The following is a 14,052-nucleotide window of genomic DNA, read 5'->3' on the forward strand; positions in this document are numbered from 1 at the left end:
GTATGCTAAAGCAAGCGATCATGAGCAGTTTATTTCAAGGCAGTTACAGCCATTTCGAACTTTCACCCGAATTAAGTCTCGGTCTGTCGGATCTAGGTTATCTAAATCCAACCAAAGTCCAAAAAGAAGTTTTTGCGCCCATTTCCGCTCATCAAGATTTGGTCGTCCAAAGTCACACTGGTTCAGGCAAAACCACAGCTTTTTGCCTACCGATATTAAGCCAAATTCAAAAAGATCTTAAATCACGACCTCAGGTGTTAATGCTTGCGCCCACCCGCGAACTCGCCAAACAAGTGGCCATCGAGTGCGGTCGTTTAGGCCATCATGCTGGCGTCAAAGTTGCAGTTATTTATGGCGGCGCTTCCTTTGAAGCTCAAATCGCTGCTTTAAAAGCTGGTGCCCAAGTCATCGTCGGAACTCCAGGTCGCTTAAAAGATCTTATCTCACGCCAACTGTTAAATCTCTCCCAGATCGAAACAGTGGTTTTAGACGAAGCCGACGAAATGCTTTCCATGGGTTTTTGGGACGATGTCACTCATATTTTGAGCAAAACCCCTAAAGAGCGACAGACTTTATTATTTTCCGCAACGTTGCCTTGGGTCATTGAGCAAAGCTTGGGTCAGATTGCCAACAATCCCACCATGCTCAATTTCAGCTCTGACCAAGTCAGTGTGCAATCAGTCAGACACGTGCTGCATCTCGAAGAAGAATCGCAGCTCAAATCCAGAAGCCTTTTGTACGCTCTCGAATTGCACCGGGCCAAGCGCGCCATTGTTTTCTGCAATACCAAAGATGAAACAGAAACTCTGGAAAACTACCTGCAAAGATTTTCCTACCGGGCCAAAGCCTTAAACGGAGATATGAGTCAAAGCGCCAGAGAAAAAGTTCTGCATGATATTAAAAATGGCGAACTAGACGTGGTGATAGCTACCGACGTTGCTGCCAGAGGCATCGATATCCCTGGCCTGTCACACGTGTTCAACTACGAGCTGCCAGATAATCCCGAAAGCTATGTCCATCGCACAGGTCGTACCGGGCGTATCGGCAACCTAGGTGTAGCCGTCAGTTTAATCCGCGGCAAAGACATCATGCTAACCGAAGATTTGAAAAAATCTTTTGGCGTCACTTTCGACGAAGTACAGTTCCCGCCTGAATCAGAAATCTTGTGGATGCAAGGTGAGCGCCTTTCCTTATTGCTCACAGAACAAGCAGACGGCGTAGAAATCAGCCAATACCGTCCGATTGCCAAGTCCATGTTGCAACGAGGCGATTTGGCCGAAATCCTAGCATTTTTGATGCGCTCTCACTTCTCCAAACGACCAAGCCAGCCGCAACAAGCCCACGAGCCGAGATCTCAGCGTCCCCAGCAGCGTCCGGAACGTTCTGAACGCCCAGCAAGACCACCGCGCGCTGAGCCAAGAGCGCCCTCAGAACCTAGTGTACCAGCGACGCTGCCCCACAGGCAAATCTATATTACCTTGGGCAAGCTTGATGGTTTCGAGGATCTGACACAACTCGCAAATCACATGAGCGAGCTATCCAAAATTGACCTCGGCCATTTCACAGGTGCCGGCAATCTTAGAGATACAAGCTCCCACTTGGAAGTTGACACCGAAGTTGCCGAACAAATCAAAACCGCTGTCCACGGACTTCCGCGGGCTTCAGGTGTTACGGAAACGCTGACATGTGATTTTGGAACCGGCAGCTCTCAGAAAAAGCCACCGCATCGAAATCACCGCCCTCGCCGGCCTCAAGCCTAGAAGCAATACGCTGGTACGTCGGTAAACTTCGGGAATTCATAGTCGATCGGCGTACACGTGCCTTTCTCAATGGTAAACTTGGTGACTTTAAATTTAGCACCAACTTTAAGGCCATTTTCAGTTGCCCAAGCGAGCGATGGCAACATGCCGTCCGCAGTGGTGTAAGTCGCAATATTGGTCTCAGGCCAAACATCCTCAGCTGCGTTGTCTGGCTTAAACTCAAAATCGACAAACACTGGGTCCTTTTTGCACTGATAAAACTGTGCATCCTTACAGGCTTCTACAGCGGTAACGGTAGCCACGCCCGGAATCTTCTTATAAGCGCACTCTCCACCAACAGTATTGCCTTCTGCGAAAGCCGAAAGCGAAATAATAAAAGATACAAAGGCAAAAAGCTTCATAAGATATCTCCTCAAGCTTATATATGTCCGCGGCATGCAATTTGGCCACTTCGTCATTGCGAGCAAAGCGAAGCAATCCATGCCCACTTCATTAGATTGCCGCGTCGCTACGCTCCTCGCAATGACGCTAGTCCCCGGAATAAATATCGTTTGGCTTTTGGTTGCAAGCGAGGAACTCGTATGCCCTATATTTCCATTCTAATTTTGGCCATTTGCGGCACTCCGCTGACACATGCGGCGGTTTCCTCGCGTCTTGGGTTTACTAAAAGCAACTTCAGTTTTGGCATCATTGCCGTTAACGATGCAAATGGCGAAGCGTTCATCGAACAGTTCAATGCCTCCATCAACGGAACTTGGATTCTAGCGCAATATGCCCTTCAGGAGTATCTGAGCAACCCCATTATCGTCCAATCCCTTACACCCGAAAGAGATAACTTCTTTCTATGGAGCACCGAACGTCAAAACGCTGTCAGATATCTGATCAACATGGGGAACGGTACCGATTGTTATGACTGCTTATTAGAGCTGAAGACTACCTTCCATCTGACAAACAATGCTATCGTTGCCGTTGCGAAACAACGATCCTATCTATTTTTTTATAAGGCCATTTATTTTGTGGCCACTACTCTCGGCAGCGCTATCTTGCACATGAACTCAAGGAAAATTTATTCGTTCATTCGAAATAGATGGGACTGAAATATCGTTGGAATTCAATTTATGCGCTCGTTCCTAATTTTAGCCGGATTTCTCTTCATTGCTCAGCCTTCCGCAGCAACTAGGACATGGGGGCAACTCATTGCTAAATCGCCTTTTCAATTCCCATATTTAACCGGTATTCTTCCAGCCGAAGTAATCGCTAACATCCTTGGCTTTGCCTTCACTCGAGATTTATTGGATCCGCCGCCTATAGCAACTGAGCAATGGGTGGAAAAAAATATACCGCTATTTCTCTTGGGGCTTGGAATCCTGCCTCATTACTTTAGAGACATCCAGCTACCAAATGCAGCAGAACAGTTAGCGCTGACCATGACTTCCCGACTTAGCAATGCGATGCAGGTAATTGACGCCCATCATGCTGCAATACCACGTCAAAAAGTACAAGTAGCTCTCAAAGTAGCTATCAATACCGTGGCAACGATAATTTACGGGGGCACTTTAGCTAAAGCCATCATGGATGATTGCATCGAAAGCTGGCAAATTTTCACCGTAATCGCTTTAGCCACCTCATTCTTGATAATAGAGTTACCCTATTCCGTTTTCAACATGCTGAAAAAGACAAAGCCCCATATTTCGCCGGTAGCGAAGGCGTTATGTAGCTGCACACTGAAGTTAATGGAACGCCCAACGGAAGTGATCGCTCACCCCTATTAAGAAATATTTGAGCTATCGAAGTGATTGAGTTAGCCAAATGCACAATGTCTTCAAAAAACTTATACCCGTCCTATTCATATTCTGTTTAGCATGCCCTCTACATGCCCAGGTGTCCCCCGCAGTTGCTGAAGCGAAACTTGCCTATTTTTGGGGATCGGTCCTCGCATTAAGCTCCATGGTACTAGTGGGTACAGGAGCGATGGCAGTAGCTGCCAAGTCCCAAGAGCTTTTAAACCAAAAATCAGCAATAGCGACCTCCAACAACACCATCGCAGCTGCAGATGCTAACCAACAAACAGATTTGAAAAGCTACACAGCTTTAGCCATTACCGGAGCGATTGCAGGCGGCTTCGAATTCGGCAGCGTCATAGGGATTTTGGTGGCTAATCGGGGCGACTTAAAATTATCATTATATTTGTCGGTGATAGCTTTCACCATGGGAATATTGAACTCAGCTCTGACAGGCTGTGCTGCTGCTGGCTTGAGCCGGAATTGCGCCACTTGCACTCAAAGCAATCAATATATAGCTGTATGGGCGGTTGGCCGGGCGGCCGGCTTGATAGCCGATTTCATCTATTTATTGGCAACGGCTTGTTATATCCACTCTACAAACGATCCCTATTAATTCGACGAACAAGCTCCTCCAACCCTAAACCGGTTCGAGCTGAAATTCGAACATCGCCCAAACGATGACTCACGGCGCTCTGCAGCAGATCCACTTCAACATCGCATTTATTGACAACGAGTAATCTGGGTTTGTCAGACAGTTTTAAATCATCCAATATCGCATCGACCGATTTAATATGCCGTTCTGCCTCAGGATCCGAACCATCAACCACATGCAGTAACAGGTCAGCTTCGTGCAGCTCTTCCAGGGTCGCCCGAAAAGCGTTGATTAAACCTTGCGGCAGATCTCTGATAAAGCCGACGGTATCAACTAAGATGACATTTTGGCCATCTGGCAGCCTTAGCGCTCTCGAAGTGGGATCAAGCGTCGCAAATAGTGCATCCTCGGCATAAACGTCCGACCTGGTCAGCCTGTTGAGCAATGTTGACTTACCAGCATTGGTGTAACCAACCAGCGCTATTACTGGAAACTTTTTAGCTTGCCTACTCTGCCTGGTCAGTTCTCGTTGCTCGCACAACTTATCGATGTCTTTCTCAAGCTTGGCAGCCCTGTCTTTGACGCGCCGTTTATCAAGTTCCAGCTTGGTTTCACCGGGACCGACACCACCGATGCCGCCGGTTAATCTAGATAATCCGCTCTGTTTTTTAGCCAGTCTAGGCAAAGAATATTGAAGCTGAGCTAGCTCCACCTGAAGCTTACCCGCCTTGCTCTTAGCTCGCTGCGCAAAGATATCCAAAATCAACATGGTCCGGTCCAAGATTTTCAAATCGGTCATGTCGGTAATGGCATTAAGTTGCGAAGGCGACAAATCGCGGTCAAAAATCAACATTTCAGCCCCAAGATGTAAGGCCTGAAGGCAAAGCTCTTCAAGCTTACCGCTGCCAACGATGGTTCTTGGGTCGATTTGTTTGCGTTGCTGAACAACAGTGTCTAAAACTTGGACTTTCGCTGTTCGAGCTAATTCTTGGAGTTCAGAAATAGACGCCTGCCAGAGTTTTCGTGGGCCAGTATAAACACCCACCAGCATCGCTTTCTCACGCGCGCCAGCAACGCTTTTAGGCGCTTCCTTTGAAAGCGCACTCTCAAGCTCTGCGATGACCTCGCCAAAGTCGAAATTGATACTCTGAAGATTATGGTATTGCTCGGTTTGATGCCTGGCCTTGGCCGATAGCACCCCAGATACCAAACGACCCGGCAGGCCCGTAGGCAGCACTTCGATTTGCAAAACGGCATCCAGGTGCAGCTTTTCCAAATCGGTAATAAAATCTCTGTCGAGCTCGTAACTAGCCTGGGTCGAGCGCCTAGGTTTTGCAACGAGTAGCCTTAAACCTCGAAGGCGGGATTTTGATGCCCTTTCACGACCAATCTCAGGCAAATAAAGCTGTGTCTGCTCACCCAAAACGACGTGCTGGACACTGCCCTTTCGATCGACCAACACACCGACCATGCGGCCTAAATCGCCCGCAGCCTGACAAAGAGCCTTCGCTAAAGTCGGCATAATCAAATCGGTAGCTGGAACCTCATGATCGTAAATCGCTTCAAGCGCATCCAAGGACGAAGCTTTTAGACCAGAGGTTTTTCCATAAACTGTTTTCAGGCGGGTGTTCCTACTTCAAGAACAGCTTCGCTGCTTTGATCAAGTTTCAAAAACAAGCGCATCTGTTTCATTAATTTTTGGCGGTCAGCGGGTTCAGACAAATCCAGGCGATATTCGTTAATAATCTTGGTTTGCATATCACGCCAACCATCCCATTCTTCCTGGGAAATTTTTTCGAAGATTTCTTGACCCAAAGGTCCGCCGAAGGGAGGTGCAGATAATTTTTGATTCATAAGCCCTATTTTAGCCATTTTGCTCAATCGAGCAAGGGAGGTCTTCGCAGCTTTTTCTGCGAGCCATGCTGCTGCTTAGCATCCAAACGCCTGGCTTTAGATCCCCTGGTTGCTTTGGTTTTAATGCGATTTTTTAAAACGATCAGTGCTTGTTCAACCAGCTGTTCTAGCCGTTCATAACCAAACTCACGGTTCATGACCTGGCTTCTGAAAGTATCGATATGGATGACCAGCTCACCTTTCAGATTGATGCGGTTTTTCAGCTTGTGGCTACATCGCTCTTTTTGCTCGTCCGTTAGCGCAGTGCTATTGGCGACATGCCACCGAAGCGTCACGCGAGAGCTAGTGGTATTAACGTGTTGCCCGCCAGGCCCGCCGGACCGGCTGGTCTCAATATCAATCTCAGATTTGGGGATTTGAATCGGCATGGTGTTTTGAAGGTACCGCTCTTTGCAATTCACGCATAGTAGATTAAGCAATATACCATGCCATCTTTTGATATTGTGTCTGAAATTGACCAACATGAAGTTCAAAATGCTTTTGACCAAGCGATTAGAGAGCTTGGACAACGATTCGATTTTCGAGGCACCAATGCGAAAATCGACCAAGTTGAAAAAGGATTTGTGATTACCGCCAACGGCGAAGACCGCGTTGAAGCATCCTATGAAGTATTGGTGGACAAGTTTGTAAAACGTAAGCTTTCATTTAAATTCCTGGACAAGAAAAAAACACTGCCAGCCGGTGGTCAGAGCTTTAGACTGGAAGTGGATTTGAAAAAGGGCATCGATAAAGAAAACGCCAAAAAACTGGCCGAAATTCTGAAAAACGAGAAATCCCTAAAAATCACCGCCTCGATTCAAGGTGAAAGCCTGAGAGTTACCGGTAAAAAGAGAGATGATTTACAAGAAACCATTGCGCTGCTTCGCGCCAAAGAATTCCCGCTAGAGCTAACTTTTAATAATTTCCGTGACTAAAGATTTACAGACAGTTTTCGCCGAAGACGGGCCGCTAGCAGATTTATTGCCAGGCTATCGCCCGCGGCCTGCTCAAATCGCGATGGCTGAGGCCATCGATAACACGATTTTCAAAAAGAGCGGCCGCCTCATGGTTGAAGCGGGCACTGGCACTGGCAAGTCACTGGCCTATTTAATTCCTGCCCTGCTCTCGGGCAAAAAGATTCTAATCTCAACGGCAACCAAAACGCTACAAGACCAACTCTTTCAAAAAGACTTGCCGCTCGCGCTCAAAGCCACCGGTCTGGAAAAGAACACCCTGCTTATGAAGGGGCGTTCCAATTACCTGTGCCTTTTGAAAGCAGAGCAATTCGCACCCTCGGGCAACTTGCTCGACAAAAAAGAAAATAGTCGAGTTGATTCCATCCGAAGCTGGATGCACGAAACGCAAACCGGAGACAAGGCTGAGCTCAAAGACTTGCCAGAAGACTCTCCGTGGTGGTCCGATCTAAATGCCAACGCCGATAGCTGCCTTGGTCAAAAATGCCCGCTATTTAATGATTGCTATGTCACCAGATTGAGGCGCAAAGCGCAGTCTGCAGACGTTTTAGTGGTCAATCACGCTTTGCTGTGTTCGGACCAACGCAACGAAGATGGTTTCGGTCAAGTAATCCCACCAACTGAGCTTTGGGTATTAGATGAAGCGCACGCTTTGGAAGACGTGGCCACCAACAGTTTTGGCATGGAAATCACGGCTCGGCAGATGCGCTATTTAGCACGCGATTTGCAAAGTGCTTTTCCACATATCCTACCGCATAACCATTCGCAGTATGCAGAAGCCTTGGAAGCGTTGCTTCCCTATTTTCTAAAAATTTGTGAGAATTTTGGCAATGCACAGGCTCAAGGCTTTGCCGAAGAACTCAAGCCGCATTTAAGCTTTTTAGAAGTTGCCCTGTCTGGCGCCAAACTCGATGTATTAGCGCGGCGTGTGTATAAAATAACGACCGATCTGCATTTCATGCTGAGCGACGCGGCAAAAAATAGCGGCTTTGTCATCTTCTCCGGCCAGGACAATCGTGGGCGATGTCTGACCGCAGCGCCGATTGAACCTGCGCAAATCCTAAAGAAAACGCTCTGGGATAATGAAAATCCGGTGATTCTCACCAGCGCGACTTTGGCGATTCAAAACAGCCTTGAATCTTTCCAAAAGCGCTTGGGGCTGGAAGATTGCGAAGGGTATATTTACAAAACGCCGTTTGACACGCTGCATCAGTCCGCGCTGTATATCCCGCTACAAATATCCAAGCTTGAAGATGAACTTCAGGCACTGGTTAAAATGAGCGGCGGCGGTACGTTTTTGCTTTTCACCAGTCATCGCGCGATGAACGCAGCGCATGAAGTGCTGCAAGAGCAGTTTGAATCTCAAGGTCTGCAAGTCTTTAAGCAGGGGGACAAACCAAAACTTGAACTCATCCGAGACTTCGTTGAGGCTGAGAAAAATTTTGGCGGGGTGTTGTTTGCCACGCACTCATTCTGGGAAGGCGTGGACGTGCAAGGTAAAGCGTTGCGCATGGTCGTCATTGACAAGTTGCCCTTTAAATCGCCGGAAGATCCGATTCATAAAGCTAGGTGCGAGCAGATAGAGAAGGAAGGCCGTTCTTCGTTTTATGAACTATCGGTTCCGCACGCAGCGCTAACCTTGAAACAGGGTGTTGGCAGACTGCTTAGAACGCATACGGACCGCGGAATTGTAGCGATTTTGGACCAGCGCCTGATTCAAAAAGCCTATGGCCGGGTGTTTTTAGATACCTTACCACCGATGACCCGCATCCATCAGCAGCAATCCTTAAGGGACTTCTGCTAAAATATTTAGATGCCCCCTGATATCATGCATCTCAAGATAGTCCTTATCTTGACCGTTGGTTTAGCTTTGGCCAGCCTATTCGGCTATCTCTCCTATCGTGCCAAGCTGTCACCTATCCTAGGCTACTTATTGGCAGGGTATGCGATCGGGCCCTATTCCCCGGGCTTTGTTGCTGACTTAGCTTTATCGGAACAGCTGGCAGAAATTGGCGTGGTGCTGATGATGTTTATCGTCGGCCTGCAATTTAAAGCCAAAGATTTATTAAATGTTAAACATGTCGCGATTCCTGGGGCGCTGGTGCAAACGCTAATTGCGGCTGCCGTTAGCGCTGGCTTAGTCTATGCGGCTGGGTGGACCATCGAAGCTGGTACCGTATTGGGCCTGGCATTGGGCGTGGCCAGTACAGTAGTTTTAGTACGCTTGCTAAACGACAACCATTTGAGTTCAACTCGCTCTGGTCACATTGCTATCGGCTGGCTAATTGTAGAAGATGCCATTACCATTGTGGCGCTTTTAACCCTTCCCGTCTTAGCGCACTCTCTGCAGGCAAACCAATTCGATCTTACGGATTTTGCCTATACCTTGATGGTTTGTTTGCTGAAGTTTCTTGCATTGCTAGCTTTGATGGCGACGCTTGGGCGTAGAGCCATTCAATTTGCCTTAAGGCGGGTTATTATAACCAAATCGAACGAACTATTAACCATCACTATTTTGGCCCTTACTTTTTTAGTGGCTACCGCTTCGGCATTTGTGTTTGGCACATCGATTGCGCTCGGTGCATTCCTGGCCGGAATGATTATTGGCCAGACCGATTTCAAACATCGGGTCTCGCTCACTTTCATCCCACTTAGAGATACCTTTGCTGCCATATTTTTTCTGTCGATTGGGATGTTGTTTAACCCGGTAACAATTCGAGACCACTACCTTTTGTTTATTGCGGTGATGGGGGTTATCTTTTTAATCAAACCGTTGGCGGCATTTTTAATCGTTACGTTGTTAAAGCAGCCGCTTGAGACTAAATTGATCGTTCCTATTGCTCTGGCTCAAATAGGTGAATTCTCTTTTATTTTGGCGGAAGAAGCGTCTAAACTCAAGATTCTTCCAGACTCTGGCTATGACGTCATTATTGCGGCAGCCTTCTTTTCCATTGCCTTCAATCCCATAATCTTTAGGCTTTTTTCAAAAAATCTGGCATATAAGCAGGCCTATGGCAGGTCATAATAAATGGTCCAAAGTTAAGAATATCAAAGGCGTAGCCGATGCGAAAAGGTCCAAAGTTTGGACGAAGATTATTCGTGAAATCACTGTCGCTGCGAGAATGGGCGGCATTGATCCAGCCGGTAACCCTAGACTGCGAAAAGCCCTTGAAGACGCTCGAACCAATAATCTCGCCAAAGAGCCCGTCCAACGCGCCATGGCAAAAGCATCCGGCAAAGAAGATACCGGTGATTACGAAGAGTTGACCTATGAAGGGTATGGCCCAGCCGGTGTTGCCATCCTGGTAAGCTGCTTGACCGACAATCGCAACCGCACTTACTCAGAAGTCCGCACGGCTTTCAACAAGAACGGTGGCAACCTAGGCACCCCAGGTTCGGTGGCATTTGGCTTTCAGAAAAAGGGCCTAATTCTGTTGGCCAAAGTAGACAACCAAAACCTAAACGAAGACAAAATTTTGGAATCAGGACTTGAAGCAGGCCTCGAAGAATTCTCAGATGAAGAAGAAGGCTTTTCCATCACCTGTACTCCCGAAACGCTATTGGATCTAAGGACAGCTCTAGAAGCACACCAAATCAATATTGCTTCCGCAGACATCGCGATGGTCTCGGACAATCCGATTGAACTTTCGATGGAACACTCAGAAACGCTGAGCGAACTCATCGAAGCCTTAGAAGACTTAGATGACGTTCAAAAAGTGTGGACCAGCGCGAAATAGTCCAAACATCCGATTTGTAACGTTTTCAATTGGACCAGAGTATATTCATGCTGAGATACCTAGTTCGCTTGTTTTATCTATTTTCCGTTACAAGCTTTGCTGTAAACATACCGCTCGAATGTCATGTCGTTGTTGTGGGCGGCGGGCCGGGCGGCCTTCATACTGCCTATCAACTATCGCGGCTGCCTAAATCAAATCCAGATAGCAACGTGTGTTTAATCGAGAAGGAAGACCATCTAGGAGGCCGTCTGCTTGATGCAGCTTTGGACCCTAAACGGCCAGATTTGCTGTACGGTTTGGGTGCCTTGCGAGTTATGGAAACTCAGTCTTATGTACGCTCACTGGCGGCAGCCCTCGGTATTGAATTACAGCTGGCGCCTTACCGAGATGATTTAATCAGCACGCGCGGCTTCTTTTCCTTTTCATCCGATGAAATTAATCAGCTGGCTTTCCCAGCACTCACAAAATCTTATATCAACAACACCGGTCATGGGACCGAAGATGCCTTTTATGACCGCCTTCTAAATGGCCCTCTGCGGCACCAAGCCTCGCTTTACCCGGATTTGCGCTCCTATGTCACGGCCGCGCTAGGGCCACAGGCATATCATTTTTTGCCAGAGGTCTATCGCTTCAGGGCAGAATTCGACTATCCCATCGATACCCGGTCCTATTTGGACTACATGGATGAAGAAATGCAAACTTGCTGCAAGCCCTACTATCCGGTTGGCGGCATGTCAGCATTTATTAGAGGGATGGCCACTGTCTCAAGAAGCAACGGCGCACAGATTTTCTTGAGAGAGCCCGCACTAACCATTTCGAAGGTCAATGGAAGCTATGAAATCACCACCCCGCATCACCAATTTTTAGCCCAAAAGTTGGTGCTAGCCTTAGACGCGAATTCGTTTAGATATCTGCGTGGAGATATCGCGGAGCGCATTAAATCCAAACCCCAATTCCAAGATATCATCGGTGTCAAAGTCGCCACTGTCTCACAAAAATGGCCAAACGCCTGGTGGAAGAACGCTGGCTACCCTGGCAAAGATATTCACCGCGCTTGGACCACTGACCACTGCCTTCATTTTATTGAAATGCCCATCAATCCCTACGCAGCTCAGCAAAACGTCACCCGCAGTGTTTACGATGACGACATGCGCTGCGTCGCTTTTTGGGAGCAGACCTACAGAAATCTCGGCATTAAGGCGGTTGAGGCTGAAGTCATGAAAGGCCTTAAATACCTTTTCCCGAAGGCTGACATCCCGGCGCCATTAAACACTGTCGTCAAAATCTGGCCTGCGGCCTGGTATTATTTAAAAATCGGAACCAAGTTTAGCAACAAAGACGTCGCTATCTGGGCATTGAATCCCTTACAAGGCGAAGACGTCTCCTTGGTGGGTGACTCCTATTTTATCAACCGTTCCGGGTGGAGTGATGCTGCTTATAAATCATCCATCGGCACGCTGAATGCTCGCTTTGGTTTTCAAATTCCGATGCCTTAACCTCTGATGGCTAAGCTTAATTCACGCAACTGTTTGTCATCGATTGGCGTTGGCGCTCCTGTTAGCAGGTCGGTACCCCGCTGGCTTTTAGGAAACGCAATCACTTCGCGAATGCTCTGAGCACCCGCCAAAATCATGCAAAGCCTATCTAGCCCAAAAGCAATGCCTCCATGAGGCGGCGGGCCATACTGCAACGCTTCCAAAAGAAATCCAAACTTCGCCTTTTGATCGTCCGGTGAAATACCGAGCGCATCAAAAACTTGGGCTTGCATAGCAGGCTCATGGTTTCTAATCGAACCGCCACCAATTTCATTGCCGTTAATCACTAAATCGTACGCCCTGGCTTTGCATTTGGCAGGGTCCGTTTTCAAGCGCTCCAAATCGCCTTCTTGAGGTGAAGTAAAAGGATGGTGCGCCGCCACGTAAGTTTTGGATTCGTCATCATACTCAAACAATGGAAAATCGGTGACCCACAAAACGCCCCAAGAATTATTAGGCACTAAGTTAAATTTCTGTGCCAAATGCGTTCGAAGACCCGACAAGACTGTATGTACGAGCTTTGGCTTGCCCATCTGGAACAAAATCAAATCGCCATCTTCAGCGCCGCAAGCCTGATTAATTGCGACTAACGCTTCTGGCGTAATCACTTTCGCAAACGGCGAGCCTGTCCATGCTTTGCCCTGCTCTGCCACCTTAGCGCGTCCAAGGCCAAAACCGCCTAACTGCTTGACCAAATCTTCAAGCTTATCGACTTCTGTGCGAGACAACTCATTTTCTTTAGGAATGCGCATGGCCTTAATCATGCCTTTGGCGCCCAAAGTCTGCTCAAACAAAGGCACACCGCCACCATTAAATTCGGCCAACATACTGGTCAAGTCAGTCTGCTCGAGCCCGTACCGGATGTCCGGCTTATCGCTGCCAAAGCGCGCCATCGCCTCGTCGTAGGTCATTCTTTGAAAAGGACCCTTAAGTTCAACGCCCAGAGCACTTTTGAAAATCGATTGAAATAGCCCTTCCGCCATGGTTTGAACGGCCAGCTCATTGACAAAGCTCATCTCCACATCGATTTGGGTAAACTCTGGCTGCCTGTCGCCGCGCATGTCTTCATCTCTGAAGCATTTCACGATTTGAAAATAACGATCCATACCGGCCATCATGAACATCTGTTTAAACAGCTGAGGACTTTCAGCGAGCGCAAAGAAAGACTTAGGCTGATGTCTCGATGGAACCAAGAAATTTCGTGCACCACCCGGCGTATATTTAACAAGCAGCGGTGTTTCCAGTTCCAGAAAGCTATTTTCATCAAAAAATCGTCTGGTCGCCTGCATGACTTGATGCCGCAGTTTGAAATTCGCCTGTAAGCTAGGGCGTCTCAAATCGAGCACCCGATGCGCTAAACGCTTTTCTTCGCCTGTTTCAATCTGGTTTTCGATCAAAAATGGCGGTGTTTCAGACTGGCTGAAAATTTCGAGTTCTTGCACATCAACTTCAATCTGGCCTGTTTTCAGGCGAGGATTGGGTGCGCCACCGTTTTGGGTGCGATCTTCCACTAAGCCGCGAATGCCAATACACCACTCGCTACGAAGTTCGTGTGCCTTTTCATGAAGCGCGGCGCTAGTTTCAGGCTTAAACACAATCTGAGTCAAACCGTACCGATCCCGCAAATCGATGAACCTTCTGCCGCCGTGATCGCGGGAGGACTGCACCCATCCCATCAAGACGACTTCTTTGGCAATATGCTCAGCGCCAAGGTCATTACAAGTATGCGTTCTTTGGTGACGATTCAGAAATTGAGACATAAAGCCTATCTAATCAC

General features: G+C 47.9%; 14 protein-coding genes. 9 read left to right on the forward strand and 5 right to left on the reverse strand.

Annotated features, from left to right (window positions below; genetic code table 11):
* Positions 1 to 2 precede the first annotated feature (2 nt).
* Complete coding sequence (locus V4534_03300) at positions 3 to 1,760, forward strand: DEAD/DEAH box helicase (protein ID MES2503885.1); 1,758 nt, start codon at positions 3 to 5, stop codon at positions 1,758 to 1,760.
* On the opposite strand, the gene V4534_03305 is transcribed toward V4534_03300, so the two are convergent.
* A complete protein-coding gene (locus V4534_03305; GenBank protein ID MES2503886.1) occupies positions 1,757 to 2,161 on the reverse strand; it encodes a hypothetical protein in 405 nt (134 codons plus the stop codon). The two genes, V4534_03300 and V4534_03305, sit on opposite strands and share 4 nt — an antisense overlap.
* Positions 2,162 to 2,341: 180 nt before the next feature.
* Here V4534_03305 and V4534_03310 point away from each other — a divergent pair, with 180 nt between their 5' ends.
* From V4534_03310 to V4534_03320, 3 genes are all read left to right on the forward strand, one after another.
* Complete coding sequence (locus V4534_03310; protein MES2503887.1) at positions 2,342 to 2,857, forward strand: hypothetical protein; 516 nt, start codon at positions 2,342 to 2,344, stop codon at positions 2,855 to 2,857.
* Between the two features lie 21 nt (positions 2,858 to 2,878).
* Positions 2,879 to 3,532 (forward strand): hypothetical protein, encoded by a 654-nt coding sequence (locus V4534_03315; GenBank protein MES2503888.1) that lies wholly within the window; start codon positions 2,879 to 2,881, stop codon positions 3,530 to 3,532.
* Between the two features lie 175 nt (positions 3,533 to 3,707).
* Positions 3,708 to 4,157 carry a hypothetical protein gene (locus V4534_03320; protein ID MES2503889.1) on the forward strand — a complete coding sequence of 150 codons (450 nt, stop codon included), beginning with the start codon at positions 3,708 to 3,710 and terminating at the stop codon, positions 4,155 to 4,157.
* Here V4534_03320 and hflX read toward each other — a convergent pair.
* Genes hflX through arfB form a run of 3 tightly spaced genes read right to left on the reverse strand, consistent with a single transcriptional unit; the run spans position 4,138 to position 6,451 of the window.
* Positions 4,138 to 5,712 (reverse strand): GTPase HflX, encoded by a 1,575-nt coding sequence (hflX, locus tag V4534_03325; protein ID MES2503890.1) that lies wholly within the window; start codon positions 5,710 to 5,712, stop codon positions 4,138 to 4,140. The genes V4534_03320 and hflX overlap by 20 nt on opposite strands.
* A 41-nt stretch (positions 5,713 to 5,753) precedes the next feature.
* Positions 5,754 to 6,008: a Fe(2+)-trafficking protein gene (locus V4534_03330; protein ID MES2503891.1), complete on the reverse strand. Its 255-nt coding sequence runs from the start codon at positions 6,006 to 6,008 to the stop codon at positions 5,754 to 5,756.
* Between the two features lie 5 nt (positions 6,009 to 6,013).
* Positions 6,014 to 6,451, reverse strand: a complete 438-nt coding sequence (gene arfB, locus V4534_03335; protein MES2503892.1) for an alternative ribosome rescue aminoacyl-tRNA hydrolase ArfB — start codon at positions 6,449 to 6,451, stop codon at positions 6,014 to 6,016.
* 24 nt (positions 6,452 to 6,475) lie between these two features.
* Between arfB and V4534_03340 the strand changes: the two genes are divergently transcribed.
* Genes V4534_03340 through V4534_03360 form a run of 5 tightly spaced genes read left to right on the forward strand, consistent with a single transcriptional unit; the run spans position 6,476 to position 12,236 of the window.
* Positions 6,476 to 6,964: a YajQ family cyclic di-GMP-binding protein gene (locus V4534_03340; protein ID MES2503893.1), complete on the forward strand. Its 489-nt coding sequence runs from the start codon at positions 6,476 to 6,478 to the stop codon at positions 6,962 to 6,964.
* Entirely contained in the window at positions 6,957 to 8,807 is a 1,851-nt protein-coding gene (locus V4534_03345; GenBank protein MES2503894.1) for an ATP-dependent DNA helicase, read from the forward strand. The genes V4534_03340 and V4534_03345 overlap by 8 nt, the downstream gene beginning before the upstream one ends.
* Before the next feature lie 24 nt (positions 8,808 to 8,831).
* Positions 8,832 to 10,028 carry a cation:proton antiporter gene (locus V4534_03350; GenBank protein MES2503895.1) on the forward strand — a complete coding sequence of 399 codons (1,197 nt, stop codon included), beginning with the start codon at positions 8,832 to 8,834 and terminating at the stop codon, positions 10,026 to 10,028.
* Positions 10,015 to 10,740, forward strand: a complete 726-nt coding sequence (locus V4534_03355; GenBank protein ID MES2503896.1) for a YebC/PmpR family DNA-binding transcriptional regulator — start codon at positions 10,015 to 10,017, stop codon at positions 10,738 to 10,740. The genes V4534_03350 and V4534_03355 overlap by 14 nt, the downstream gene beginning before the upstream one ends.
* 47 nt (positions 10,741 to 10,787) lie before the next feature.
* Complete coding sequence (locus tag V4534_03360) at positions 10,788 to 12,236, forward strand: FAD-dependent oxidoreductase (GenBank protein ID MES2503897.1); 1,449 nt, start codon at positions 10,788 to 10,790, stop codon at positions 12,234 to 12,236.
* Here the strand turns inward: V4534_03360 and aspS are convergent.
* Positions 12,233 to 14,035, reverse strand: coding sequence for an aspartate--tRNA ligase (gene aspS, locus V4534_03365; protein ID MES2503898.1), 1,803 nt, complete (start codon positions 14,033 to 14,035; stop codon positions 12,233 to 12,235). The genes V4534_03360 and aspS overlap by 4 nt on opposite strands.
* Positions 14,036 to 14,052 lie beyond the last annotated feature (17 nt).

It is taken from the genome of Myxococcota bacterium (genome assembly GCA_040387835.1).
Lineage (GTDB): Bacteria > Myxococcota > UBA727 > UBA727 > JABDBI01 > JAZKCZ01.